Source organism: Streptomyces sp. NPDC004542 (assembly GCF_040610035.1).
Taxonomy (GTDB): Bacteria; Actinomycetota; Actinomycetes; order Streptomycetales; family Streptomycetaceae; genus Streptomyces.
Map to the genome: position 1 here is coordinate 71,486 of NZ_JBEXLP010000001.1, position 25,293 is coordinate 96,778.

23 protein-coding genes are annotated in these 25,293 nt (G+C 71.5%); 10 read left to right on the forward strand and 13 right to left on the reverse strand.

Annotated features, from left to right (window positions below):
- Positions 1-100: 100 nt before the first annotated feature.
- Positions 101-286 carry a hypothetical protein gene (locus tag ABZX30_RS00365; protein ID WP_355926875.1) on the forward strand — a complete coding sequence of 62 codons (186 nt, stop codon included), beginning with the start codon at positions 101-103 and terminating at the stop codon, positions 284-286.
- Positions 287-332: 46 nt separating this feature from the next.
- Here the strand turns inward: ABZX30_RS00365 and ABZX30_RS00370 are convergent, their stop codons facing one another.
- Positions 333-1,868: a DUF1254 domain-containing protein gene (locus ABZX30_RS00370; protein WP_355926878.1), complete on the reverse strand. Its 1,536-nt coding sequence runs from the start codon at positions 1,866-1,868 to the stop codon at positions 333-335.
- A gap of 300 nt (positions 1,869-2,168) precedes the next feature.
- Between ABZX30_RS00370 and ABZX30_RS00375 the strand changes: the two genes are divergently transcribed.
- Positions 2,169-3,446 carry a GNAT family N-acetyltransferase gene (locus tag ABZX30_RS00375; RefSeq protein ID WP_355926879.1) on the forward strand — a complete coding sequence of 426 codons (1,278 nt, stop codon included), beginning with the start codon at positions 2,169-2,171 and terminating at the stop codon, positions 3,444-3,446.
- Positions 3,447-3,611: 165 nt separating this feature from the next.
- On the opposite strand, the gene ABZX30_RS00380 is transcribed toward ABZX30_RS00375, so the two are convergent.
- Complete coding sequence (locus ABZX30_RS00380; RefSeq protein ID WP_355926882.1) at positions 3,612-4,655, reverse strand: NAD(P)-dependent alcohol dehydrogenase; 1,044 nt, start codon at positions 4,653-4,655, stop codon at positions 3,612-3,614.
- A 125-nt stretch (positions 4,656-4,780) separates the two neighbouring features.
- Here ABZX30_RS00380 and ABZX30_RS00385 point away from each other — a divergent pair, with 125 nt between their 5' ends.
- Positions 4,781-5,671, forward strand: coding sequence for a helix-turn-helix transcriptional regulator (locus ABZX30_RS00385; protein WP_355926884.1), 891 nt, complete (start codon positions 4,781-4,783; stop codon positions 5,669-5,671).
- A gap of 82 nt (positions 5,672-5,753) precedes the next feature.
- Here ABZX30_RS00385 and ABZX30_RS00390 read toward each other — a convergent pair whose 3' ends face one another.
- The 5 genes from ABZX30_RS00390 to ABZX30_RS00410 all read right to left on the reverse strand — a co-directional run bounded on the left by ABZX30_RS00390 (position 5,754) and on the right by ABZX30_RS00410 (position 13,554).
- Positions 5,754-9,068, reverse strand: coding sequence for a S8 family serine peptidase (locus ABZX30_RS00390; RefSeq protein WP_355926886.1), 3,315 nt, complete (start codon positions 9,066-9,068; stop codon positions 5,754-5,756).
- A 245-nt stretch (positions 9,069-9,313) separates the two neighbouring features.
- Positions 9,314-9,997: an ABC transporter ATP-binding protein gene (locus tag ABZX30_RS00395; RefSeq protein WP_355926887.1), complete on the reverse strand. Its 684-nt coding sequence runs from the start codon at positions 9,995-9,997 to the stop codon at positions 9,314-9,316.
- A 48-nt stretch (positions 9,998-10,045) separates the two neighbouring features.
- Positions 10,046-11,518 carry an ABC transporter permease gene (locus ABZX30_RS00400; protein WP_355926889.1) on the reverse strand — a complete coding sequence of 491 codons (1,473 nt, stop codon included), beginning with the start codon at positions 11,516-11,518 and terminating at the stop codon, positions 10,046-10,048.
- 214 nt (positions 11,519-11,732) lie between these two features.
- On the reverse strand, positions 11,733-12,986 hold the full coding sequence (locus tag ABZX30_RS00405) for an Ig-like domain-containing protein (protein ID WP_355926891.1): 1,254 nt from the start codon (positions 12,984-12,986) through the stop codon (positions 11,733-11,735).
- A 235-nt stretch (positions 12,987-13,221) separates the two neighbouring features.
- A complete protein-coding gene (locus tag ABZX30_RS00410) occupies positions 13,222-13,554 on the reverse strand; it encodes a hypothetical protein (protein WP_355926893.1) in 333 nt (110 codons plus the stop codon).
- Positions 13,555-13,663: 109 nt separating this feature from the next.
- Between ABZX30_RS00410 and ABZX30_RS00415 the strand changes: the two genes are divergently transcribed.
- Together ABZX30_RS00415 and ABZX30_RS00420 are read left to right on the forward strand one after the other, a co-directional pair.
- A complete protein-coding gene (locus ABZX30_RS00415; protein WP_355926895.1) occupies positions 13,664-13,993 on the forward strand; it encodes a hypothetical protein in 330 nt (109 codons plus the stop codon).
- 41 nt (positions 13,994-14,034) lie between these two features.
- A complete protein-coding gene (locus tag ABZX30_RS00420; RefSeq protein WP_355926897.1) occupies positions 14,035-14,835 on the forward strand; it encodes a hypothetical protein in 801 nt (266 codons plus the stop codon).
- A gap of 61 nt (positions 14,836-14,896) precedes the next feature.
- Here the strand turns inward: ABZX30_RS00420 and hutH are convergent, their stop codons facing one another.
- From hutH to ABZX30_RS00435, 3 genes are all read right to left on the reverse strand, one after another.
- Positions 14,897-16,435, reverse strand: coding sequence for a histidine ammonia-lyase (hutH, locus tag ABZX30_RS00425; protein WP_355927366.1), 1,539 nt, complete (start codon positions 16,433-16,435; stop codon positions 14,897-14,899).
- A gap of 104 nt (positions 16,436-16,539) precedes the next feature.
- Positions 16,540-17,682: a GGDEF domain-containing protein gene (locus tag ABZX30_RS00430; protein WP_355926899.1), complete on the reverse strand. Its 1,143-nt coding sequence runs from the start codon at positions 17,680-17,682 to the stop codon at positions 16,540-16,542.
- A gap of 110 nt (positions 17,683-17,792) precedes the next feature.
- Complete coding sequence (locus ABZX30_RS00435) at positions 17,793-18,587, reverse strand: enoyl-CoA hydratase-related protein (protein WP_355926901.1); 795 nt, start codon at positions 18,585-18,587, stop codon at positions 17,793-17,795.
- A gap of 189 nt (positions 18,588-18,776) precedes the next feature.
- Here ABZX30_RS00435 and ABZX30_RS00440 point away from each other — a divergent pair, with 189 nt between their 5' ends.
- The gene (locus ABZX30_RS00440; RefSeq protein WP_355926903.1) at positions 18,777-19,415 is read left to right on the forward strand and encodes a hypothetical protein; all 639 of its coding nucleotides are present in this window, start codon (positions 18,777-18,779) and stop codon (positions 19,413-19,415) included.
- A gap of 78 nt (positions 19,416-19,493) precedes the next feature.
- Here ABZX30_RS00440 and ABZX30_RS00445 read toward each other — a convergent pair whose 3' ends face one another.
- Positions 19,494-20,618, reverse strand: coding sequence for an adenylate/guanylate cyclase domain-containing protein (locus ABZX30_RS00445; RefSeq protein ID WP_355926906.1), 1,125 nt, complete (start codon positions 20,616-20,618; stop codon positions 19,494-19,496).
- A gap of 214 nt (positions 20,619-20,832) precedes the next feature.
- On the reverse strand, positions 20,833-21,702 hold the full coding sequence (locus ABZX30_RS00450; protein WP_355926909.1) for a biotin--[acetyl-CoA-carboxylase] ligase: 870 nt from the start codon (positions 21,700-21,702) through the stop codon (positions 20,833-20,835).
- A gap of 110 nt (positions 21,703-21,812) precedes the next feature.
- On the opposite strand from ABZX30_RS00450, the gene ABZX30_RS00455 reads away from it, so the two are divergent.
- From ABZX30_RS00455 to ABZX30_RS00470, 4 genes are all read left to right on the forward strand, one after another.
- Complete coding sequence (locus ABZX30_RS00455; protein WP_355926910.1) at positions 21,813-23,423, forward strand: acyl-CoA carboxylase subunit beta; 1,611 nt, start codon at positions 21,813-21,815, stop codon at positions 23,421-23,423.
- A 25-nt stretch (positions 23,424-23,448) separates the two neighbouring features.
- Positions 23,449-23,658, forward strand: coding sequence for an acyl-CoA carboxylase epsilon subunit (locus ABZX30_RS00460; RefSeq protein WP_355926913.1), 210 nt, complete (start codon positions 23,449-23,451; stop codon positions 23,656-23,658).
- Positions 23,659-23,739: 81 nt separating this feature from the next.
- Positions 23,740-23,868 (forward strand): hypothetical protein, encoded by a 129-nt coding sequence (locus ABZX30_RS00465; protein ID WP_355926916.1) that lies wholly within the window; start codon positions 23,740-23,742, stop codon positions 23,866-23,868.
- Between the two features lie 32 nt (positions 23,869-23,900).
- Positions 23,901-24,518, forward strand: a complete 618-nt coding sequence (locus tag ABZX30_RS00470) for a nucleoside triphosphate pyrophosphatase (RefSeq protein WP_355926918.1) — start codon at positions 23,901-23,903, stop codon at positions 24,516-24,518.
- On the opposite strand, the gene ABZX30_RS00475 is transcribed toward ABZX30_RS00470, so the two are convergent.
- Complete coding sequence (locus ABZX30_RS00475) at positions 24,490-25,023, reverse strand: hypothetical protein (RefSeq protein ID WP_355926919.1); 534 nt, start codon at positions 25,021-25,023, stop codon at positions 24,490-24,492. The genes ABZX30_RS00470 and ABZX30_RS00475 overlap by 29 nt on opposite strands.
- Between the last annotated feature and the right edge of the window lie 270 nt (positions 25,024-25,293).

The following is a 25,293-nucleotide window of genomic DNA, read 5'->3' on the forward strand; positions in this document are numbered from 1 at the left end:
GAGCCGGGTCACGCACCGACGCGCGGTACCTGCCGGTCGTCCTCGGGCTCTCCCTGGCTTCGGGCAGGCCGAGCAGGCCGTGGATGCCCTGCGCAGCGGGATGGCGCAGAACCCGGGCGGCGCCGGCTACGACCCGAACCTGCTCCGGCAGGCTTCGGGACTGCACCTGGGGCTGGACTTCGCCCACGGGGTACGGCTCACCATGCTGCTCGTCAGCGTGCTGCCGCTCGGGGTGGCGGTGCCGGCCTTCCTGCTGATGCCCCGCCGCAGGGATCCCCGGGTCTGAGGTGTCCGGCCCGGGGATCCGCGGTGGGCGCGACCCGCGGGTCACGTCAGCCGAGGCGGTTGACCGGCGGGCATGCCCACTGGGCGTCGATGACCTCGGGACGTGGCAGGTACATGCGCAGGGCGATGAACCAGATGCCGTCTTCCGGTGTGGGCAGCCAGTTGGGCTCCCGGGCGGGGCCCGGGGAGTCGGGCTGGAGGTGGATCGTCAGGCTTCCGTCCTCGTCGGCGAGCAGTCCCGGGGTGCGGTCGCCGATGGAGTAGCGGCCGATCGGGTTGGGGACCAGGTTCTTGTCCTCGGCGTAGACGGTCAGGGACCAGAACGCGTCGACAGGCGGCAGACCGCCCGGCTCGAAACGGAGTTCGTAGCGGCCCGTGGACAGCTTGTCGCCGTTCGCGTCGTGGAAGGCGGCGAGGTAGACCGCCTCCTCGGGATCGTTGGCGGCGACACCGACGAAGGACTGCTCCGCGGCCCGCTTCAGGAAGTCGTCCCCGAACCGTCCCATCCGTGGCGGCGGGTAGCGCCAGCCGTTGACGACCTGGGCCCATTCGCCACTGAGCAGCTGCTGTTCGAGCATCGCCGCGCCGGTCGACGCCGCCCGGATCAGGCTCTGCTTCACGGATTCGGGCTGGGCTTCGACGTCGAGTCCGGGACCGACACCGATCTCGGCGAACTGCTGGAGCAGGACCTCGTGGTGGCGCGGCGGCGGATTCTCGGCGAGCATCGCGTTCAGGGTCTTCCACGGCCCGAGCGGATCCCGCGCCGCGTCGACCGGTTCGAGCACGTCGCGGGATTCCGGAAGGGGTACGCCCTCCTTGCCGAACAGGTGGAGCGGAGCCAGCCGGTACTGGCGCTGGAGCGCGTGCACGTCCGCGAGGTCGTCCTCGCCCGCGACGAGGGTCCGGCCGACGATCAGGACCCAGGGACTGGGGGCGGTCGCCGTACGGCGCACCCCTTCGGGGAGGTCTCCTTCCCATCCCGGCCCGACGAGCGCGAAGTGACCGGCGTGCGGTCCGGTGGCGCGCTGTCCCACGTAGTCGTAGTTGTCGGAGGTGATGCCGACCAGTTCGAAGGTGAAGTAGCGGTCGCCCATCTCCGGGTGGGAGAGGACGACGGGTTCCTCGCTCAGGTCGACCCACGCGAACGAGTACAGCGTGTCGTTGTTGGGGGCCAGTCCCTCGCGGTCGGAGGCGTCGAAGAGCTGCTGGGCGTGCCAGAAGTGGTTGACGGCGGCGTACGGCGTCGTGTCGGTGTCCGGCTTCCGGGTCACCCACCGGTGACGGAGTCCGGCGTTGTAGATGTACGGGAATCCATAGACGAAGGCCTGCTCCCCGAGCGTGTAGGCGTACTCCCGGCGCCAGTCGGCCACGTGGCCGGTGAGCACGGGTTTCACCGACTGCCACATCAGCGGCAGCGCCCGCGACGCCTTGCGGGCGCGCTCGGCCGTGGTCCCCGGGTGGCGCACGGCGTCCGCCGTGGCCCTGCCGGTCGCCTTCGCCGAATGGCCGACGGTGGACGCCGCTCCCGTGAGTTGGTGGCGCAGTCGTTGCATGGGCCGGTTGCCCGCGGCTGCTGAGGTCATTTCCGTGCTCCCCTCGATGAGCAGCACGGCGTCCCACCGTCTCCGGCAGCCGGACGGCCGACTGCTGTCGGCGACGTGATGCCGGCGTGGTCCCGGTGTGATCCCGCCCCGCGCGGGACGGGACCGTGTCGTTCGCCGTGCTTCGTCGGGTATCGGGCAAGGGTGGATGCTCCGTACGGACGGACCTGCTACCGAGTAGATCACCGCGGCCGGGGCCCGGCAACCGCGGTGGGCGCACGGCTCGTCGCCCGGCGGGGAGCGGGAGACAATGGCACTCCCGGTACGGGCGAGGTGGTGGCGATGCCCGCATGGCGTCTGCGTGACTATCACGACGACGATCTCGACCAGGCCATCCAGATCTGGGACCAGAGCCGCCGTGCCGACGAGCAACCGGTGTTCCCGGTGTCGGAGGTGATGGCGGCGGCCAAGGCCGGTCAGCCGGCGGTGGTCGCGGAGGTCGGCGGGGAACTGGTCGGGATGGCCGTGGCCGAGGCGCACGGCAAGCACGGATGGGTGCTCCAGGTGGCGCTCGCCGCCCGCTGGCGGGAGCGCGGGATCGGCAGTGCGCTCCTCGCCGAGCTGGAGCGACGCCTGCGGGCGCTGGGCGTGCGCCACATCAGCGCGCTGCTGCCCGCGGGCGCGGCCGGCACGAAGGCGCTGGGGAACTCCGGTTTCCGGTGCCGTGACGACCTGACGTACTACGAGAGATTCGAACCACCGGGCGCGGCCGACGCCGATGTCCTCGCGGCGCTGGGCGGCCGGATGCTGCCCGACGGGCTCTGGGCCGCCATGGCCGGCATGGAGCGCGAGAAGCGGGTCGTGGAGCGCCGTGTCGTGCTCCCGCTGACGGAACCGGCGCTGGCCGACCGCTACGGCGTCCTGCCGCCCAAGGCGGTCATCCTGTTCGGCCCGCCCGGCACCGGGAAGACCAGCTTCGCCAAGGCGGTCGCCTCGCGGCTCGGCTGGCCGTTCGTGGAACTCTTCCCGTCCCGGCTGGCGGCCGACACGAGCGAGGGTCTGGCGGCGGCCCTGCGGGAGGCCTTCGCGGATCTGGCGGACCTGGACTCGGTGCTGCTCTTCATCGACGAGGTCGAGGAGATCGCCGGCGCGCGGTCCGGGAGGGCGGTGGATCCCGGGCACGGGGTGACCAACGAGTTGCTCAAGCTCATCCCCGTCTTCCGCGAGCAGGACGCGCGGCTGCTGGTCTGCGCCACCAACTCGGTCCGCTCGCTCGACGCGGCCTTCCTGCGGCCGGGCCGGTTCGACTACGTGCTGCCCATCGGGCCCCCGGACCCCACCGCCCGCACCGCGATCTGGGCGCGCTACCTGAGGGATGCCGCCGGCTCCGTGGACCTCGCCCGGCTGGTCGGGGCCAGCGAGCTGTTCACCCCGGCGGACATCGAGTTCGCCGCCCGCAAGGGCGCCCAGGCGGCGTTCGAACGCGAGGTCACGCACCGCGAGGGCCGGCCGGCCACCACCGAGGACTACATGACCGCCATCGCCGACACCCGGCCGACGCTCACCGCGCGGGCGATCGAGGAGTTCACCGAGGACATCGGGAAGTACAGCCGCCTCTGAGGCGCCTCGGGTGCGGCCCGCTTCTCAGCGGTCCCCGCCCACCGGCGCCCCCCGGCGGCCCCCCGGCGGCCCGCCGCCCGCGCGGGCCGGCGCCGCGGACGGCATCCCGTCCACCGGCCGCTGGCCCGCCCGGCGGGCACCGCCGGGCGTCGGGGAGGAGACGGCTCAGATCGTCGACGCGTCGATCACGAAGCGGTACCGGACGTCGCTGGCCAGCACCCGCTCGTACGCCTCGTTGACCTGGTCCGCGCGGACCACCTCGATCTCGGCGCCCAGCCCGTGCTCGGCACAGAAGTCCAGCATCTCCTGGGTCTCCTGGATGCCGCCGATGTTGGAGCTGCTGATGCTGCGGCGCCCGCCGAAGAACGACTGGAGCGTGATCCGGGCCGGTTCCTCGGGCAGACCCACGTTGACCATCGCGCCGTCGAGGCGCAGCAGGGACATGTACGCGCCGAAGTCGACCGGCGCCGAGACCGTGTTGAGGATCAGGTCGAAGGTGCCCTTGAGCTGCTCGAACGTCTCCGGGTCGCCGGTGGCGTAGTAGTGGTCGGCGCCCAGCTTCAGGCCGTCGTCCTTCTTGCGCAGGGTCTGCGAGAGGACGGTGACCTCGGCGCCGAGCGCGTGCGCGATCTTGACGCCCATGTGGCCGAGGCCGCCGAGGCCGACGACGGCGACCTTCTTGCCGGGGCCGGCGTTCCAGTGGCGGAGCGGGGAGTACGTGGTGATTCCGGCGCACAGCAGGGGTGCGGCCACGTCCAGGGAGAGGCCCTCGGGGATGCGGACGACGAAGTTCTCGTCGACGACGATCTTCTCCGAGTAGCCGCCGTAGGTCGGCTCGCCGTCCTTGCCGTGGTCGTTGTACGTCCAGACCGTGGCCTTGAGGCAGTACTGCTCCAGGCCGGCCTCGCAGTTCTCGCACTCGCGGCAGGAGTCGACCATGCAGCCGACGCCGACGTGGTCACCGACGGCGAACTTCGTGACACCGGGGCCGACCTCGGAGACGACACCCGCTATCTCGTGGCCGGGGACCATCGGAAAGGTGGCCTTGCCCCAGCCCTCCCGGGCCTGGTGGATGTCGGAGTGGCAGATACCGGCGAACTTGATGTCGATCAGTACGTCGTTCTCGCCGACCTCGCGCCGTTCGATGGTGGTCCGCTCGAGCGGGGCCTTCGCGGCGGGGGCGGCGTATGCGGCAACAGTAGTGGTCATGCATTCAGCCTGCCCCATGACGGCGGCATCACCCAGAGCCGTCTTTGCGTACGCCTGCCGTGCCTACCACTGGCGGGGTCAGGCTCGGGAACGTACGACCGCGGAGGACCGTGAATACTGGATCCATGGACGTACAGCCCCAGCCCTCCGGAGCGTCCCTGGACCGGCGCGCCGAACTGAGCGAGTTCCTGCGCACCCGGCGGGCCCGGCTGAAGCCGCAGGACGTGGGGCTGCCCGACTACGGGCGGCACCGGCGGGTGCCCGGGCTGCGCCGCGAGGAGCTGGCGCAGCTGGCCGGGGTGTCGGTGGCCTACTACACGCGGCTCGAGCAGGGCAACGGGCAGAACGTGTCGGCGGAGGTGCTGGACTCCATCGCGCGGGCGCTCCGGCTGACCGACGCCGAGCAGGCGCATCTCACGCACCTCGCCAAGGGCAAGCAGCACAAGAAGAGGCCGTCGGCGCGTCCCCAGCAGGTGCGGACGTCGATCGCCCAGTTGCTGGACACGATGGACGCGGTGCCGGCGTACGTCGTCGGACGGCGCTCGGAGATCCTGGTGTGGAACCGGATGGCGGCGGCGGTCTTCGGCGACTGGGCGGAGCTGCCGGCGGCGGAGCGGAACTGGGCGCGGCTGGTGTTCCTGAAGCCCGAGTACCGGGAGCTGTACGTCGACTGGGAGCAGAAGGCGATCGACATCGTCTGCGGCCTGCGGATGGACGCGGGCTGCTACCCGGACGACCCCCGGCTGTCCGCCCTCGTCGGTGAACTCTCGGTCAAGAGCGAGGAGTTCCGGCGGCTGTGGGCGACGCATGACGTCAAGGAGAAGAGTCACGGCGTCAAGCGGCTGCGGCATCCGCTGGTCGGCGCGCTGTCCTTGAACTTCGAGTCCTTCAGGGTGGCGGGCGACGACCAGAGCCTGGTCGTCTATCACGCCGAGCCGGGCTCCGCGTCGGCCGAGTCCCTGCGCCTGCTGGCCAGCTGGGGAGCGGACGCGACCCGGGCGGGAACCCGCGGCTGACCCCGGCCCGCCGGCGGTCTGCCGTACGCGGACGGCCTGCCCGGAACCCGGGGTTCGGGGCAGGCCGCTGACGCGTCGGCGGTTACTTGCCGTAGTACGCGTTGTAGATCGAGATCGTCGACTTGTTGCCCTTCTTGTCGGCGATCTTGGCGTGGAAGGAGACGGCCTTCCCCTTCGCCGGGTTCTTCACGGTGATCTTGCCGTGCTTGACCTCGATCTTCTTCCAGGTCTGGCCGTAGTCGTACGACACGTACACCGCGAGGGACTTCAGGTTGCGGCCCGCGGCGGCGCCCTCCACGGTGACCGGGAAGGTGACCGTCTTTCCGGCCGCGACGCGGCTGTCCAGGCCGGTCTTGGCGCCGAAGTGGGCGGTGGAGGCGGGCAGGGTGGCCATGACGCCGGCGGCCGGCTTCTTCGAGTGGAAGGTCCAGCTCGCGTCGATCCGGGTGGAGGCGGCCGCGACCTTGACGGTCCGCTTCACCGAGGTGGTCAGCTTGTACTCGGCGTCACCGGAGGGAACCGTGAAGGTCTGCCCGCCGAACAGCGGGTCGTCGTTGGAGCCCACCTTGGCGCCGTTGCGGTACAGGGTCGTGGTCACCGCGGTGAAGTCCGAGGAACCGGCGTGCTTGCTGCTGTCGGCGAACAGCGGCACGACGCCGAAGATCTCGTTGCCGTCACGGAACAGGCCGTACTCGGAGTTGAGGTGCGGGCCGAAGACCGCGGTGTTGAACGTCTTGTTGTAGGTCGTGCCCGCCTTGAAGGTCTGCGGGTCGCCCAGCGTGTAGAAGGCGTCCGCGACCGGGAAGCCGTCGGCGTCGTGTCCGGAGTACTGGGTGACGTCGAAGCCCCACCGGGCGCCGTCGACGGTCGAGACGTACACCGTGCGCGTGCCGGGCAGCTTCTGCTCCACCGGTACGCCGGCGACCACGTCGTCGCCCACGGCACCCCAGGCGTCGACCGAACCGGTCTTGCCGGGGGCGGAGGCGCCGACGGTGTTCTTCACGGTGGCGAGCTCACCGGTCTTGAAGTGGCGGACCTTGCCGCCCTGGATCTTCTTGACCTGCGCGGTGGTGGCCACGTCGTACTCGGTGCTGCCGCCCTTGGTCCACTGGCCGCCCCAGGTCTGGGTCAGTCCGCTCGCCACCTCCGGGCCGAGGTGCGCCATGCGCAGATCACCGAAGCTGCCCAGCTGGATGCCGATGCCGACACCGAAGGACGCCGTGCCGTACACGTAGTCGATCATCGCGGAGACCGGCTTGGCCTGTGCGTCCGGCACGGTGATGTCCGCCGCCTTGGCGGTCCGGGCGTCCAGGTTCACCGTGAGGTCCTTGGTGACGCTCAGCTTCGGCTGCACCAGCCAGTCGATGCCGCCTTCCCAGGTGGTGAGGTTCTTGGTGATCTCGGAGTCCAGCAGGTACGTGCCCTTCGGCAGGCGCAGGGTCGTGGTGCCGGAGTCGTCGGGCCGGGCCGCGAAGAAGTGCTCCTTGCCGAGGCCGGTGAAGCCGAACAGTTCGGTGTCGTAGGCACCGGACGGCTTCCCGTCCCGGCCGGTGTGCTTGAGGGTGACCGTGTACGACTCCACCTCGCGCTGCACCGCGGCGGCCGTGCGGACGGTCTGGCCGCCCCCGGTCGCGGTCACGTACGCGGAGTACGCGCCGTCGAGGGTGCCGCCGAGCTTGGTGTCGACGGTCAGGCCGACGGCCGCCTGGCCGCCCGCGGGGACCGTGACCTTGGTGGCGTCGAGCTTGAAGAAGCCCGCCGGAGCCGCGTGCCCCTTGGGGTCGGTGCCGGTGGCCGCCAGGTCGAGCGTGACGTCCTCGGTGCCGAGGTTGCGGTAGGTGATCTGCTTGGTGACCGGCGTGTCGTCGGTGTGCGGCCACTGCTGCACGCCGAAGCTCACCGACACCGGGTCGGCGATCACGGTCTGCTTGATCGCCTTGTCGACCGCGATGCGGCCCGAACCCTGCTCGAACGGCGTGTAGTTGCCGCCCTTCGCGGAGCCGGTCAGGGCGGCCTTGAGCTCGGCGAAGCCCCAGTCGGGGTGCTCCTGCTTCAGGATCGCGGCGGCGCCCGCGACGTGCGGGGTGGCCATCGACGTACCGGAGATGGTCAGGTAGCCGGGTGCCGGGTGCGGGACCTCGGGGTCCGTGTCGATGACGCTGCCCGGGGCCGCGGCGGCGGTGATGTCGACGCCGGGCGCGGTGACGTCCGGCTTGATGGCACTGTCGCCGACGCGCGGGCCGGTGGAGGAGAAGTCCGCCAGTTTGTCCTTCTTGTCGACGGCGCCGACGGTGAGCGCGTCGTCCGCGCTGCCCGGCGAACCGATCGACTCGGGGCCTTCGTTGCCCGCGGCGATCGCGAACAGGACGCCCTTCTCGGTGGAGAGCTTGTCGACCTCGGCCTCGAGCGGGTCGACCTCGGGCGTGTCGTAGCCGCCCAGGCTGAGGTTGACGACGTCGGCGCCCTGCTGGGCGGCCCACTCCATGCCGGCCAGGATGCCGGAGTCGTCACCGAAGCCGGAGTCGTCCAGCACCTTGCCGTTGAGGACCTTGGCGTCGGGCGCGACACCCTTGTACTTGCCCTTGGACTTGGCGCCGGTGCCCGCCGCGATGGACGCGACGTGCGTGCCGTGGCCGAAGTGGTCGGTGGTGTCGGCGGCGGCCGAGAAGTTCTTGGACTCGATCACCTGGTCCTTCAGGTCCGGGTGGGTGGTGTCCACACCCGTGTCCAGGACGGCGATCTTGACGCCCTTGCCGGTGTAGCCGGCCGCCCACGCGGTGGGCGCGCCGATCTGCGGTCCGGACGTGTCGTCGCTGGCCTTGCGGACGCCGTCCAGCCAGACGTGCGCGATACCGGAGGCGGTCCGGGCGCCGTCGGTGACCGCGTCCCACAGTTCGGGCGCGTCCTTGGCCGGGGTCTGCACGGCGTCCGCGTTCAGCGTCTTGAGGCTGTGGCGGAGGGTGCCAGCGTCGCGGACGTCGGACTTGGCGGCCGTGGCGGCGCCCTTGTAGCCGACGATGACCTTCAGACCGTGCTTCTGGGACGTGCGGGTGGCGGCCTTGTCGAGCTCGGTGATGTCGAACAGCCGCTGGTCCAGCTTGCCGGAGGTGACCAGGTGGGCGGCGTCGGCGGGAATGACGAGGGTGTGGCCGTCGGCCTTGCGGATCTGGAACGGAATGTGCTCGCGGCCCTTGGCCCGTTCCAGGCCGACGACCCGGCCCTTGGCGTCGACCGCGACCCGGTCGCCGGTGATCAGGGTGATGCGGTGCTTGGAAGTGAGCGATGCGGCAGCGGCGGTCGACCGCTGCTCGGGCTTCGCCGACGCCGGGCTGGTCATGCCCGCGGCGAGGGCGACTGCTGCTGCGGTGGCCACGGTGGCCGCAGCAGCCCTTTTCACTTGTCTGCGCAAGACTCCCCCTGGAGACGGAGTACCGGGCGAATTCCCCGTTCACCCGGCCGGGGGGACTTTCGTACGCATGCGCGTCAACCCCCCGGAACACGCAGTATGCCGGGGGGTGATCAAACGCCTCAAGAGAGGAGAGGGGGCGGGAAAGCGCTGCCGGGAACTGTTACGCGCCGGGCGGAACACCGTTACTCAATCGCGAGGTCACGGGTCGGGCAATGGTGTTATAGGCGCGACGCTCAGGCGGTGGTGTTCTCCTTCACCGTGATCCTCCCCTTGCGGATGGTGGCCAGCCGCGGGGCCTTCTTCGCGAGGGCGGAGTCGTGGGTGACCATGATGAAGGTCAACCCGTGCTCCTTCCACAGGCGTTCGAGCACGTCCATGATCTCGTCGCGCATGCCCTCGTCGAGGTTGCCGGTGGGTTCGTCGGCGAGCAGCACCTTCGGCTGCTTCACCAGCGCGCGGGCGATGGCGACGCGCTGCTGCTGACCGCCGGACATCTCGGACGGCAGGTGCCCCAGCCGTTCGCCGAGCCCGACCGACTTCAGTGCCTCGGCGGCCCGTTCGCGCCGCTCCTTCACCTTCACGCCGAGCGGTACCAGGGCGGTCTCGACGTTCTCCTGCGCGGTGAGCGTCGGGATGAGGTTGAAGGACTGGAAGACGAAGCCGATGTTCTCGCTGCGCACCTTCGTCAGCCGGGCCTCGGACAGCTTGGCCAGGTCGGTGCCGTCGAGGACGACTTCGCCGGAGCTGGGCCGGTCCAGACCGCCGAGCATCTGCAGCAGGGTGGACTTGCCGCCGCCGGTGGGGCCCTGGATGACCAGCCGATCGCCGTCGCCGATGTTCAGGTCGACTCCGTCGAGGGCGTGGACGGTGTCCTTGCCCCGGGTGTAGCGCTTGGTGACGCCTCTGAGTTCGTACATGGTGGGTGCAACTCCTGGAAGGACGGGAAGGAGGGGGCCGGCCGGTGGCTACTCGACGCGCCGCAGCGCGTCCGCCGGACGCAGTCGCGACGCCCGCCAGCCGCCGAACGCACCCGCGATCAGGCCACCGGCCACCGCGAGTCCGACGGCCAGGACGACGGTCGTGACGCTGACCGGCGCGGTGAGCGCGACGTCGAGGGTCTTGGCCGCCTGCCGGCCGGGACCGCCGAAGCCGCCCCCGCCGCCGGGACCGCCGCCCGGACCGCCCGAGCCGCCCGCGGTGCCGCCGAGTTGCGCCTGCAGGGACGGGCTGATCGCGGTGACGACGTACGCGCCCGCCAGGCCGAGCGCGATACCGAGGGCGCCGCCGACCAGGCCGTTGACCATGGCCTCGCCGATCACCTGACGGGTCACCCGCCCCGACTTCCAGCCCAGCGCCTTGAGCGTGCCGAACTCCCGCACCCGCCGGGACACCGCCGAGGAGGTGAGCAGCCCGGCGACCAGGAACGCGGCCACCAGCACCGCGACGGACAGCCACTTGCCGACGTTGGTGGCGAGGCTGGAGGCGGTGGACAGCGAACCGGAGACGGTCTTGGCGAGGTCGGCCGAGGTGGTGACGGTCGTACCGGAGACGTTCTTCTGGATGGTGTTCTTGACGGAGCCGATCTGCTGGGAGTCGGCCGCCTTGACGTAGATCGTGGTGACCTTGTTCTTCTCGTCCGCCAGGGTCTGCGCCCGCTTGAGCGGGATGTACAGGTTGGCCGCCGAGTCACCGCTGTCGGCGGTCGCGATGCCGATCACCTTGAACTTGACGCCCTTGATGGTGACGGTGGAGCCGACCTTGTACTTCTTCGTCTTGGCGTAGGCCGAGTCGACGACGGCCACCTTGGCGTCGGTCTCGCTGGTCCGGAAGGCGCGGCCACTGGTGATCTTCGAGGAGGTCAGCGGGCCGAGCGCCGTCTTCGTGACGTCGGTGCCGAAGACCGAGTACTGGTTGATGTCGAAATCGGCGCCACCGCCCCGGACCTCGCCCTGCGGCCGGCCGCTGCCGCCGCCGGGGCCGCCCGGCCGGCCGCCGCTGCCGGAGTTCTGGTTCTGCTGGAACTGGCCGCGGGTGAACTCCCCGCTCACCTTGACCACGTTCAGGCTCAGTCCGCCGACGGCGGACGAGACGCCCTTCTGGCTGCCGACCTTCGTGACGGTCGACGACGCGAGGGTGGTGAACCCCTGCACCATGACGCGGTCGCTGCTCTGGGAGGTGGAGTCGTCGTCGTTCTGCGCGTCGAACCGGAAGCGCGGCCGCTGCGCGTCGCCGGTGGACGCCGACGCCGCCTTGGTGACCGTCATGTCCGTGCCCAGGCCGTAGAGCGACTGGAGGACCTTGTCCTGCGCCTTCCCCATGCCGCTGGACACGGAGTTGACCACGATGACCAGCGCGATGCCCAGTGCGAGTCCGGAGGCGACGACGAGGGCCGCCTTTCTGCGGCGGCGCAGTTCGCGCCTCAGGTAGGTGAAGAACATGGCCGCAAGGTAGGGACGGACCGTGATGACTCGATAAGGCCGAAATAAGAGAAGCATGAGAAGCCTGTGGCCGGCCCCAGAAAAACCCCGGAAACGCCGGTGCCGCCCCTGGGGGCGGCACCGGTCACGCGTGGGAGAAACGCGGGAAGCATGGGGCAAATACGGGAAAAGGGGCCAGAGGACGCCGGACGGCGCCGGACGGCGCCGTAAGACGTCAGACGGCCGAGCCGGCCTTCCACTGCGCCCAGTTCATGTTCCAGCCGTTGAGGCCGTTGTCGGGCGCGACGGTCTTGTCGCCGGTGTTCTGCACGACGACCACGTCACCGAGGATCGAGTGGTTGTACATCCACGCGGCCGGCGTGCTGGGGTCGTTGGCACCCTTGGTGTCCGACAGGCCCACGCAGCCGTGGCTGGTGTTGACGCTGCCGAAGATGGACTTCGCGCCCCAGTAGTTGCCGTGCAGGAAGGTGCCGGAGCTGGTGAGGCGGATGGCGTGCGGCACGTCCTTGATGTCGTACTCGCCCTTGCCGTCGTCGTCCGTGAAGCCCACGGTCGCGCCGTTCATCCGCGTCTGCTTGAACTTCTCGGACATCACCATGATGCCCTCGTACGTCTTGTTCTCGGGCGAACCGGCCGAGATCGGGATGGTCTTGACGGTCCTGCCGTCCTGCGTGACCTTCATCTTCTTGGTCTTCGCGTCGACGTAGGAGACCTGGTTGCGGCCTATGTGGAAGGTGACCGTCTTCTGCTGCACGCCGGTGACACCGGAGGCACCCTCGACACCGTCGAGCGCCAGCTTCAGCGTGACGGTGGAGTTCTCCTTCCAGTAGTCCTCCGGGCGGCAGTCCATGCGGTTGGCGCTGAACCAGTGGCAGGCGACCTCCTGGCCGCTGCTGGAGGTGACCGTGATGCCCTTCTGGACGGCGGCCTTGTTGGTGATCGCCTTGTCGAAGTTGATCGACACGGGCATGCCGACGCCGACCGTGGAGCCGTCCTCCGGCGTGAAGTTGGCTATGAAGCTGTTGGCCGGGGAGACCGTGGTGAACGAGGCGTTCTCGTGGGCGACGCGACCGTCGGAGTCCTTGGCCTCCGCGGCGACCTTGTAGGTGGTGGAGCGCTCCAGCTGGACGCTGGGCTTCCAGCTCTTCTTGTCGGCGGCCAGCTCGCCCGCGACGGCCTTGCCGTCGGCGGTCGTCATGGTGACGCCGGTGAGCGTGCCCTTGGCGACCTCGACGGCGGCGGAGTTGTTGATGGACGCGTTGTTCGAGCCGTCCTTGGGCGTGATCGTGATCTGGGCCTCGGAGGACTTCTTGGCCGCCGCCTCGTCGGCCTGGGCCTGCGAGCTGTCACCGCCGCCGCCGCTGCCGGCGGACTTGTCGTCGCCGCCGGAACAGGCCGAGAGCACCAGTACACCGCCGAGCAGTGCGGACGCAGCCATCAGACCCTTGCGCCGCTTACTGTCCGTCATCACACGCTTCTCCATGGTTGCCGAATCCCCAAAAACCCCGAGTCCCCCGTCGAGAATCTTCAACGCTACGACCGGTGTGCCCCGTTCCACATCCCTGACAGGTGTGGGACACACCACGTCCGCGGTGCGGGTGGTGCGGGAGTTGGCCGTGCGCCCCCTGAGACGACGCGACCCCGGCCGGCGGTTGCCGGCCGGGGTCACGCGTTCCCCCCGACGCTCAGCCGATGCCGCCGCTTCAGCGTTCGTCGTCCTCCTCGACATCATCCTCGTCGAGTTGCCAGTCCGGCGCATCGGGGTCGTAGTCGATCCGCTCGGTGGACCAGGAGGCCTGCTGGAGTTCCACCCCCGGCACCTCGCCGACCAGGTCGAACGGGTCGACGAGATAGGCGAGGGCCTCCGCGGTGTCTTCCGTCACAGCGGTTCGGGCGTGGACGCGTTCCTCGTCCGGCAGCTCCGGATCCGCGGCGAGCCGGCGCAGTGCGGCCCCGGTGACCGCTTCGTCGTCCTCGATCTCGAGGACCAGTTCCACCCGAAGGCGGACAAAACGTGATGTCTCTGGTGTGCTCATGCCGGGAGCGTACGGCGGAAACCTCCCGTGACTTTCCCGTGACCCGCGACTTTCACTAACATCGCTCCACACGGCCAATTCGCCAGCGTCACAAGGGGATCGATATTCCGTGTCATCCGTTCGCCGTCCGCTGCTGACCGCCACCGCCGCGGGCACCCTCCTGGGCGCCCTGTGGTTCGTCCCGTCCGCGAACGCGACGCAGGAGGTCCCGGCGAGAGCGGAGACCTCGGCGACGCGAGTCACCCAGCAGGCCAGGGCGGCGTCGGAGGCGGCCGCCGAGACCACCTCGACCTCGGCCCAGGCCGAGGCGGACGGCACCGAACTCGCCGACACCGGCAGCCCCGACACCACGCCGTACGTCGTCGGCGGCACGTTCTTCCTCGCCGTGGGTGCCGGTTTCGTGGTGTATTCGGTACGTCGGGAACGCCTGGGCTTTTAATGAGTTTGACGTTTCTTTGACTTTCGTTTCATAGTCCGCCCATGAAGAGATCATCGGGCGTGCGTCTGTGCGCCGCTGCCACAGTGAGCGTGCTGTCGTTCGCCCTCGTCACGGGGTGTTCCGAGGAGGCGTCGAAGGACTCCGGGAGCGCCAAGGGTGCCAAGGGATCCGACGCCTCGTCGTCCGACGCGAAGGCGCTGGGCGCCGCGGAGTTGCAGAAGCTGATCATCGCCAAGGGCGAGGTGCCCGGTTTCAAGGTCGGCGCCGTCAAGGGGGGCATCCCCGCCAAGGGCAAGGTCAAGGCGGACGACGCCACGTGCGACCCGCTGCTCCGGGCCCTGACCGGCATCGCGCCGGGCACCCCCGCGACGGACACCAGCCGCATGGCCACGGAGGACAAGAAGGACCCCACGGACGACGCCACGTCCCTGGACGACCTCGCCGACGGCAAGTTCGAGGACGCGATCAGCGATTCGCTGGACCTGGACGTCACCGTGGTGACCCTGTCCTCGTACGACGGTGACGGCGCCCAGCAGGCGGTGCGGACGGTCTCCGACGCGGTGCAGGCGTGCGCGGGCGGCTTCTCCGGCGACCAGGACGGCGAGAAGGGGAAGTTCACCAAGATCGCGAAGGAGAAGTCCTCGGGCACGGGTGACGAGTCGGTGGCCTTCACCGCCACCAACGACACGCCCGACGGTCCGGTTCCGCTGCACGGCGAGGTCGTGCGGCACGGGAACACCCTCGCGACGTACAGCACCATCAACATCGGTGCGACGATGACCGAGAAGGCCTACACGGTGTCGGCCCCGGTCATCAAGGCCCAGGCGGCCAAGCTGAAGTGACGTACCGGAGGTAAGAGGGCCCCGTCCCAAGACGGGGCCCTCTCCTGCCGCTGCGGCGGTTCTACCGCAGCGGTCCGGTGACCGTCTCGGCGGCGGCGACGAGTTCCCCGCCGCGGACGAAGGCGTCGGCGGCGGCCAGGTCGGGCGCCAGGAACCGGTCCGGCCCGGGACCCTGAACGCCCGCGGCCCGTACGGCGTCGATGACCGCCCGGGAGGCGGGCGCCGGGGCGAGCCCCTCGCGCAGCTCTATGGCACGCGTGGCGGCGTACAGTTCGACGGCGATGATCCGGGTCAGGTTGTCGACGGCGGTGCGCAGCTTGCGCGCGGCCGACCAGCCCATCGACACGTGGTCCTCCTGCATCGCCGAGGACGGGATGGAGTCGGCCGAGGCCGGCACGGCGAGCCGCTTCATCTCGCTGACCAGGGCGGCCTGCGTGTACTGAGCGATCATCAGCCCGGAGTCCACACCGGGGTCGTCCGCGAGGAACGGCGGCAGGCCGTGACTGCGGTTCTTGTCCAGCAGCCGGTCGGTGCGGCGCTCGGCGATGGAGCCGAGGTCGGCGGCGGCGATGGCGAGGAAGTCCAGGACGTAGGCGACCGGGGCGCCGTGGAAGTTGCCGTTGGACTCGACCCTGCCGTCCGGCAGGACCACCGGATTGTCCACGGCCGAGGCCAGCTCGCGCTCGGCGACCAGCCGGGCGTGCGCGAGGGTGTCCCGTCCGGCGCCGGCGACCTGCGGGGCGCAGCGGACCGAGTAGGCGTCCTGGACGCGGGGCGCGCCGTCCTGGTGGTGGCCGGTGAGCCGGGAGCCCTTGAGCACGGCCAGCATGTTGGCGGCGGCGGCGCCCTGCCCGGGGTGCGGGCGGATGGCGTGCAGTTCGGGCGCGAGCACCTTGTCCGTGCCGAGCAGCGCCTCGAGGCTGAGGGCGGCGGTGATGTCGGCGGACTTGTAGAGCAGGTCGAGGTCGGCGAGGGCCATGACCAGCATGCCGAGCATGCCGTCGGTGCCGTTGAGCAGGGCGAGGCCCTCCTTCTCGCGCAGCTCGACCGGGGCGATCCCGTGCTCGGCGAGCAGTTCGCCGGCCGGGCGGACGGTCCCGTCGGGGCCCTCCGCGTCGCCCTCGCCCATCAGGGTCAGGGCGCAGTGGGACAGCGGGGCGAGGTCGCCGGAGCAGCCGAGGGAGCCGTACTCGTGCACGACCGGGGTGATGCCCGCGTTCAGGACGTCGGCCATGGTCCGGGCGACCTCGGGCCGGACGCCGGTGTGTCCCGAGCAGACCGTCTTGAGCCGCAGGAACATCAGGGCCCGTACGACCTCCCGCTCCACCCTCGGACCCATGCCGGCGGCGTGCGAGCGGACGATGTTGCGCTGCAGCTGGGTGCGCAGGTCCTGGCTGATGTGCCGGGTCGCCAGGGCGCCGAAGCCGGTGCTGACGCCGTAGACCGGATCCGGCTTGGCCGCCAGGGCGTCCACGATCTCCCGGGCCGCCGCGAGGGCGGCCACCGCCTCCGGCGAAAGTTCGACACGGGCGCCGCCGCGCGCCACGGCGAGAACGTCGGACGCGGTGACACCCGTCGTCCCCACCACCACAGAGTGCATATCCATATTCAGGAGCGTACGCATTGAATGCGATGATGTCACTAGTGGAGAACGGGGCCGACCCTTACTCCGCCGGACGGCCGGACGGCTGAACGGACGGCCGGTCACGGCTGACGGCCGCGGAAGCGGCGGCGCTCGGCCCGCTCGGGCGACGGCTCGTCGGCGAGCCGGACCACCGGATCGTCGGGGCCCTCCCGACCGGCCACCACCGGCCGGTCCGCGCGGAGCGCCTTCGCACGGTACTGTGCCGCGTCGGCCAGCCGGAACAGCCGGCGGGCGGAACGCACCTCCCCGACGGGATCCGCCGTGGACGCGACCCCGCACGCCACCCCCTCCCCCAGTTCCAGCTCCGCCGCCCGGCGGCATATCTCGTCCGCCGCCCCGACCACGTCGTCGGCCGGCGGCCCCACCGCCAGCAGACAGAACTCGTCCCCGCCCAGGCGCGCCGCGAGGGTGCCCGGCAGCATCGCCCCGCACAGCGACAGCACGGAACCGAAGCGCTCGAGGAGCCGGTCGCCGACGGCGTGCCCCAGGGTGTCGTTGACCCGTTTGAGCCCGTTGAGGTCGCACACGGCCAGGCTGACCACCACGCCCTCCCGCCGGTGCCGCTCGACCGCCCGCTCCAGCCGGACGTCGACGGCACGGCGGTTGGCCAGCCCGGTCAGCGGGTCGGTGAACGCCAGCCGGCGGGCCTCCTGGAGCCGTTCGGTCTGCGCGAGCCCGGCGGCGACGACCGCCGCGAGCACGGTGGCGAAGTCGGCGTCGCCCCGGTCGAAGACGGGCGCCCCGGCCGCACGGGCGACGTACAGCTCACCCCAGGCCCTGCCGTACAGCAGGACCGGGGCCACCACGCAGCACCCGCGCCCGCGACGGCGCAGTGCGGTGACCCGCTGGTGGAAGTAGCCCCGACGGCCGGCGGCGGGGCCCTCGGAGGTCTCGACCCAGGCGCTCGGCCCCTCACCGCCCGCCCACCGCTCGTGCAGGAACTCGGTGATCTCCGGGAACTGGTGCACCGGATAGGTCTCGCGGTCCGGGAACTCCTCCTCGTCCGGGGCCCGCTCCCCCGCGTTCACCAGGACCCGCAGCCGCCCGCGGTCCCGCTCCCACACGGACAGCGCGGCGAAGCTCCCGTCCAGCGCCCGGCAGGCGCCGAGGGCCGCGGCCCGCCAGGACTCGCGGGGCGTGTGCGCCGCCGCCATGCCCTGTGCCAGTCCGACCACGGCGGCGAGACGCTTGTCCTCACCCATCACTCCAGGTTAGGGACGTTTCACCGAAAATTCCCGCGAGCGGGATATGTGCCCACCGAACAGGCATCCGGCGCCGTGGTGCGCCCCACGGCCGCGGGCCCTCCGCCCGCTCACTCACCCGGCCACCGCGGCTCACGCTTCTCGTTGAATGCCGCCACCCCTTCCGCCCGGTCCCCCGAGAAGGCCACCGCCCGCCAGGCCGCGTCCTCCACCTCCAGCCCGGCCCGCAGGTCCAGCCCCTGCCCCAGCCGCAGCGCCCGCTTCGCCGCCCGCAGCCCGACCGGCGAGTTCCCGGCGATCCGGGAGGCCAGCGCCAGGGCCTCCTCCCGGTCCCGGCCCTCCTCCACCAACCGGTCCACCAGGCCCAGCTCGTGCGCCTCGGCCGCCTCGAGCCGGCGCGCGGTGAAGATCAGCTCCGCCGCCCGCGCCGCCCCGACCCGCCGGGGCAGCAGCTGCGTGCCGCCGCCGCCCGGGATCACGCCCACCGACACCTCGGGCAGCCCCACCACGGCCGTGCGGTCGGCCACGATCAGATCGCAGGCCAGCGCCAGCTCGAAGCCGCCGCCCAGCGCGAACCCGTGCAGGGCGGCGACGGTGGGCATCGGCAGCTCCAGTACGCCGGTGTAGGCGCCCCGGGTCACCGGCCGCTGCCGCAGCAGGTCGGCGTCGCTGAAGGAATTGCGCTCCTTCAGGTCGGCCCCGACGCAGAACGCCCGCTCGTGCGACGAGGTCAGCACGACCACGCGCGCGTCCCGGTCGGCGGCGAGCGCGGCGCACGCGCCCGCGACGGACCGGGCCATGTCGGTCGAGACGGCGTTCATGGCCTTGGGCCGGTCCAGCACGAGCTCCGCGACGTGCCCGTGCCGCCGCACCAGCACGAACTCCCCGAACCGCTCCTCGCTCATGTCACCCTCCGGTTAACGCGGGTTAACTCCCTGACGCCCCGATCATCGCAGCCGGGACCCGACCGGGGAAGAGCGGCCCGGCTGCCCCGTTCGAGTGACATCCCGCCGGACCCCGGCCCGGCCGCCCACGGGAGCGCATAACGTGCGCTGCGCGGCGCATCGGGGGGCGCGCCGCGGGGAGGGAATGCGATGACAGACACGGGAGCGCACACGAGTACGGGCTCGGCTCCGCCCACCGCACCGCTCGTCCGGCGGGGCCGCCACCGCAAGCCACGTCCCCGCAGGGCCGTGCTGGCCGCCGGTGGCCTGGTCCTGGCCGCCGGCGCCCTGAGCCTGGTACGGACGGCACCCGACTCCGGGGCCGGCGCCCCGGGCACCGCCGAGGCCGAACTCCGGCTCGACGCCGGCGGCGCCGCGGGCCGGCCGGCGCACACGGCAGGACCCGGCGGCGCGGCACCGGGAACCCAGCCCTCGGCGACCTCCGCCATGGGCGGGGCGGGCGGGAGCCCCACGCCGTCCGGCGCGGCGTCCTCCACGGCGCTCCCGGCCTCCGCCCCCGCCGCTCCGACGCCGCATCCGGCGAACGCCGCGACCGCCCTACCGCTTCGCGCCCCCACCAGGGCGAACGCCCCGGCCCGCGGGCCCGCGCCGGGCCCGTCCAGGACACACGCCGGTCCGGCTCCGGCCCACACCCACGCGCCGCCCCCGCCGCACTCCCCCGCACCGACCCCGAGCCGGGACACCGGCACCCCGGCGCCGACGCCGCGTCAGCCCGGGGGCGTGTGCGTGCCGGTCATCGGGGTGTGCGTGGACGGGGCACCGGGCTGAGCGGGCCGGACGCCGCCACCTCGGCCGGAACGCCAAGCCGTACACCGACGGCACACCGCGGCACCTCCCGCACAGCGCTCACCCGCCGCCCCGCCGGGTGAGCAGCCACGGCTCGACGACACCCAGACCACGAACCGGACGCTGCCACATCGGCTGGAGCGCGAAGCGGTACGTCGGCGGCTCCTCGCCCTCCTTCTCCGCGGCGGCCGCGGCCTCGGCCGCCTCCGCCTCCGACGCGGGTGCCTCGCCGGTGCGGATGATCTCCTCGGCGAAGGCGCTGTCGACGAGCACGGAGTCGCGCGGGGCTATCGAGGTCAGCCGGGAGGCGAGGTTCACCGTCGTACCGAAGACATCGCCCATCCGGGTGGTCACCGTGCCGAACGCCATGCCGACGCGCAGTTCGGGCATCGTCTCGTCGTTCGCCATCGTCTCGACCAGCCGCAGCGCGATGTCGGCCGCGGTGCCCGCGTCGTCGGCGGCGTAGAGGACCTCGTCGCCCAGGGTCTTGATGAGCCGGCCACCACGCGCGGCCACCAGGTCGGCGGCGGTCGTCTCGAACGCCTCGACGAGCTCGCCGAGCTCCTCCTCCTCCATCCGGCGGGTCAGTCGGGTGAAGCCGACCAGGTCGGCGAATCCGACGGCGAGCCTGCGGTCGACCATCTCCTCGTCGTCCGCGGCCTGCACGACCCGGCCCGCCGAGGCGGCGAGCTGGCGGCGCCACACGTAGACGAGGAACTCCTCCAGCTCGGGCAGGAGCAGCTCGACGATCGGGTACGTCACCTCGGTGCGGGTCATGCCCGGCTCGGGCGGCTCGGTCAGCCCCTCCAGGAAGGAATCCATCTGCCATTCGGCCAACCGGGCGGTGGTCTGCCCGGTGGAGCGGGCCACCTGCACGGCCATCGCCTCGCTCAGCAGCCCCGCCTCGACGAGACCGGCCAGCCGCCGCAGGGCCAGGACGTCGGCCTCCGTCAGCGCCTTGGCCTGGCCGATGTCGGCGAAGCCCATGGCCCGCCAGAAGCGGGAGGCCAGCTCCATGGAGACGCCGGCGCTGCGGGCCGCCTGGAACGGGGTGTAGCGCCGCTCGGCGCCCAGGATGAGGTGTTCCAGGCGCAGGGCGAGCGGGTTGTCCTCACCGGAGTCGGCGGCGTGGGGATCCACCCGGCCGTCCGCGTCCGCGCCGGAGCCCGTGTCGTCGACGGTCACGCCTGCTGCCCTTCCGATCTGCAACGGTCAGGTATCGACCGGCCTTCACTCTACGGCAGGTGTGCGCCAGCTCACTCCGTCGGGTTTGGCGGGGGTCCGTTGACCGGCGCTGGTGAGGTGGCCCCTGCCGATGTTGCCGTCCGCCGGGGCCGCCGCCCCCGGGCCCCGTTTTCGGCCTGGGCTCAGACATGCCTGCCCGGCGCCGCGAGGTTGCTCACGCCGGCCGCAGGTGCACGATGTCCCCCGCCCCCACCGGCTGCCGTACCCCTTCCTCCGTCGCCAGCACCAGCCGTCCGTCGCCGTCGACCGCCACCGCCTCCCCGACGACCGACCGGTCGCCCGGCAGCTCGGCCCGTACCGTCCGCCCGAGCGTGGCGCAGCCCGCCGCGTAGGCCTCCTGCAGCCCGCTGGCCGCCGGATCGCCGCCGGCCGACCGCCATCGGCCGTACCAGTCCTCCAGTGACCGCAGTACCGCCCGCAGCAGCGGGTCCCGGTCCGTGGTCACCGCTCCGGCCAGCGCCAGCGAACCGGCCTGGGGGACGGGCAGTTCCCCGGCGCGCAGCGAGACGTTGATGCCGACGCCGATGACGACCCCGTCCTCCCCGGCCCGTTCCGCCAGGATTCCGCCGGCCTTGCGTTCCGCGCCGTCGACGGTCACCAGCAGGTCGTTGGGCCATTTGAGCGCCGTGTCCACGCCCGCCGCCCGGGACAGCCCGGTGGCCACCGCGACCCCGGCCAGCAGGGGCAGCCAGCCCCAGCGCTGCACGGGCACCTCGGCGGGGCGCAGCAGGACCGAGAAGAACAGCCCGGAGCGGGGCGGCGCCGTCCACTGGCGGGCCAGGCGGCCACGGCCGGCGGTCTGTTCCTCGGCGACGAGGACCGCGCCCTCGTCGGCGTTCCCGGCGTCGGCCAGCGCCACCAGGTCGGAGTTGGTGGAGCCGGTGCGCTGCACGACCTGGACGTCGCAGTAGAGCCCCCCGTGCCCGCCGTCTCGCACCAGCGCCCGCCGCAGTGCCGCGGCGTTCAGGGGCGGGCGCTCCAGGTCGGACCAGCGGCTGCCGTCTGCTGCATCTCGTGGCGTCATGCAAGCCACCCTAGGTGTGGCAAAGACCGCACTGCCGATCGAGGGGGCCGCCACTACGCTACGGATGAGTAACCGTCCCCCCTTTTGAGCAGGCAGGGAGCCGCATCCCGATGTCCGAGCCGGAAGAGCGTCAAGAGATCCAAGGGATCGACATCCACACGACCGCGGGCAAGCTCGCGGATCTCCAGCGCCGCATCGAGGAAGCGACGCACGCCGGCTCCGCACGCGCCGTCGAAAAGCAGCACGCCAAGGGCAAGCTGACGGCCCGTGAGCGGATCGAACTACTTCTCGACGAGGGTTCCTTCGTCGAACTGGACGAGTTCGCCCGGCACCGGTCCACCAACTTCGGGCTGGAGAAGAACCGGCCCTACGGGGACGGCGTCGTGACGGGGTACGGGACCGTCGACGGGCGCCCCGTCGCCGTGTTCTCGCAGGACTTCACGGTCTTCGGCGGGGCGCTGGGCGAGGTCTACGGGCAGAAGATCGTCAAGGTCATGGACTTCGCCCTGAAGACCGGCTGCCCGGTCATCGGGATCAACGACTCCGGTGGCGCGCGGATCCAGGAGGGCGTGGCCTCGCTGGGCGCGTACGGGGAGATCTTCCGGCGCAACACCCACGCCAGCGGCGTCATCCCGCAGATCTCGCTCGTCGTGGGCCCCTGCGCGGGCGGTGCCGTCTACTCGCCCGCCATCACGGACTTCACCGTGATGGTCGACCAGACCTCGCACATGTTCATCACCGGCCCGGACGTCATCAAGACGGTCACCGGCGAGGACGTCGGCTTCGAGGAGCTCGGCGGGGCCCGGACCCACAACACCGCCTCCGGGGTGGCGCACCACATGGCGGGCGACGAGAAGGACGCCGTCGAGTACGTCAAGCAGCTGCTGTCGTACCTGCCGTCCAACAACCTCAGCGAGGCCCCGGTGTTCCCGGAGGAGGCGGACCTCGCCGTCACCGACGAGGACCGCGAGCTGGACACGCTGGTGCCGGACAGCGCCAACCAGCCGTACGACATGCACGCGGTGATCGAACACATCCTCGACGACGCCGAGTTCCTCGAGACCCAGCCGCTGTTCGCGCCGAACATCCTGACCGGCTTCGGGCGGGTCGAGGGCCACCCCGTGGGCATCGTCGCCAACCAGCCGATGCAGTTCGCGGGCTGTCTCGACATCGACGCCAGCGAGAAGGCGGCACGGTTCGTGCGGACCTGCGACGCGTTCAACGTCCCGGTCATCACGTTCGTCGACGTGCCGGGCTTCCTGCCGGGCGTCGACCAGGAGCACACCGGCATCATCCGGCGCGGCGCCAAGCTGATCTACGCCTACGCCGAGGCCACCGTCCCGCTGATCACCGTGATCACCCGGAAGGCGTTCGGCGGGGCGTACGACGTCATGGGGTCCAAGCACCTGGGCGCGGACCTCAACCTGGCCTGGCCCACCGCACAGATCGCCGTGATGGGCGCACAGGGCGCGGTCAACATCCTGCACCGCCGCACCATCGCCGAGGCGGAGGCCGCCGGGAACGCGGAGGCCACCCGGGCGCGGCTCATCCAGGAGTACGAGGACGCCCTGCTCAACCCCTACGTCGCGGCCGAGCGCGGCTACATCGACGCGGTGATCATGCCGTCCGACACGCGCGGGCACGTGGTACGGGGCCTGCGTCAGCTGCGCACGAAGCGGGAATCCCTCCCTCCGAAGAAGCACGGGAACATTCCGCTGTAGGCCTGGGGAACCCTTGGGAGCTGACATGACGATCAAGGTCGTACGGGGCAATCCGACCCCTGAGGAGCTGGCCGCCGCCCTGGCGGTGGTCCGGGCCCGCGCCGCGGCGGCGGCCGACACGCCGTCCGGCGCGGAGGGACCCCGCGACTCCTGGTCCGACCCGGCCCGCATCGCCGCGCACCGGCTGCCGTGGCCGGGCCCGGCGGCGTGGACCCGCACGTACTGGCCGGGGTGAGCCGTACCGGCGGATTCCCCGCGCCCAAGTTGAGTACGCGTACTCAGGCGCCGGTCCGGCGCCGCGCCGGACCATGGGGAGATGCTGTGGTCCGACCCGGAGAACGAGCCGCCGAAAGAACTGCGCGACATGCAGGACATGCTGCGGCGGCTCGGCCTCCTCATAGCGCTGGCCATGGTGCTGGCGATGGTCGTGATCGGGCTGAGGTGAGGGCCGCACACCGGGGTGGCTAATCTGACCGCATGACTGCCAAGCCGCGCAGGCGACTCGTGCTCGCCTCCCAGTCCCCCGCCCGGCTCGGTCTGCTGCGGCAGGCCGGGCTGGCACCCGAGGTGATCGTGAGCGGGGTGGACGAGGACGCCGTCACCGCGCCCACCCCCGCGGAGCTGGCGCTGGCCCTGGCCGAGGCGAAGGCCTCCGTGGTCGCCGCCCGGCCGGAGGTCCGGGGCGCCCTCGTGATCGGCTGTGACTCGGTGCTGGAGCTGGACGGCCGGGCGCTGGGCAAGCCCGCGGACGCCGAGGAGGCCACCGCCCGCTGGAAGGCGATGCGCGGGCGGGCCGGGACCCTCCAGACGGGGCACTGCGTGTGGGACACGGAAGCCGAGCGGTACGTGTCCGCCACCGCCTCCACCGTGGTCCGCTTCGGCGAGCCGAGCGACGAGGAGATCGCCGCGTACGTCGCCTCGGGCGAGCCCCTCTACGTGGCCGGGGCCTTCACCCTGGACGGACGTTCCGCGCCCTTCATCGAGGGCATCGACGGCGACCACGGCAACGTGATCGGCATCAGCCTGCCCCTGGTGCGGCGGCTGCTGAGCGAGTTGGGTGTCGGCATCACGGAGTTGTGGGCGCCGGCGGAGTGACCGGGGCGGGGGGCACGTCGTCCTGCGGCTCCGGGGCCGGGTCCGGAGCGGGGCCGCCGCCGGGCCCGCCGCCGGCGCCGGGCTGGTCCACGGCCACCGGCCGGGCCGGGCCCTCCTGACGGTCGTACGTCATCAGGAGCAGCACGATCAGCGCGAGCACCCCCACCATGGACAGGAACGCGGGCCAGCCGACCAGACCCCAGGCGAACGCGCCCAGCAGTCCGTGCACCACCGCCACACTGATCAGCAGGACGCGGCCGAAGCCCGCCGGGGCGCGGTCGCGGACGGCGACCAGCACCGCGACCAGGGCGCACAGCGCGAAGTAGAGGCCGAAGAGCACTCCGCCGAGCTTCGAGGACAGGGCCATCTTGTCCGGGTCGAGACCGGCCAGGGACATGTCCTGACGGTCCACCACCACTCCGAGGAACCAGTTCAGTGCCGCGATACCGAGCGCCTCGGCCAGAAGTACGACCGCCACCACCCACGCCACCGGTCTGCGTACCACCGGCCCCACCCACTTTCGACCACAGCCCGAGCAGAGCTGCCGTTACCTGAAGTACGTTCGAGTCAACGCGAACGCTACTAACGGGTAAACCAGGGGACAAGGGTCCGGTCGGCAGCAAAGAAACGTTGAGCCATTCGTAGGAACTCGACAAAGAAACCGAGTGGGGCGCGGCACGCTCTCACAGAGACCTTGACCACATGACAGGACTAGGGTTTCCCGGTGGAGTCCTGCGCACCTCGGTGCGACATGGGCTTTCGCGGGTCGAGCGAG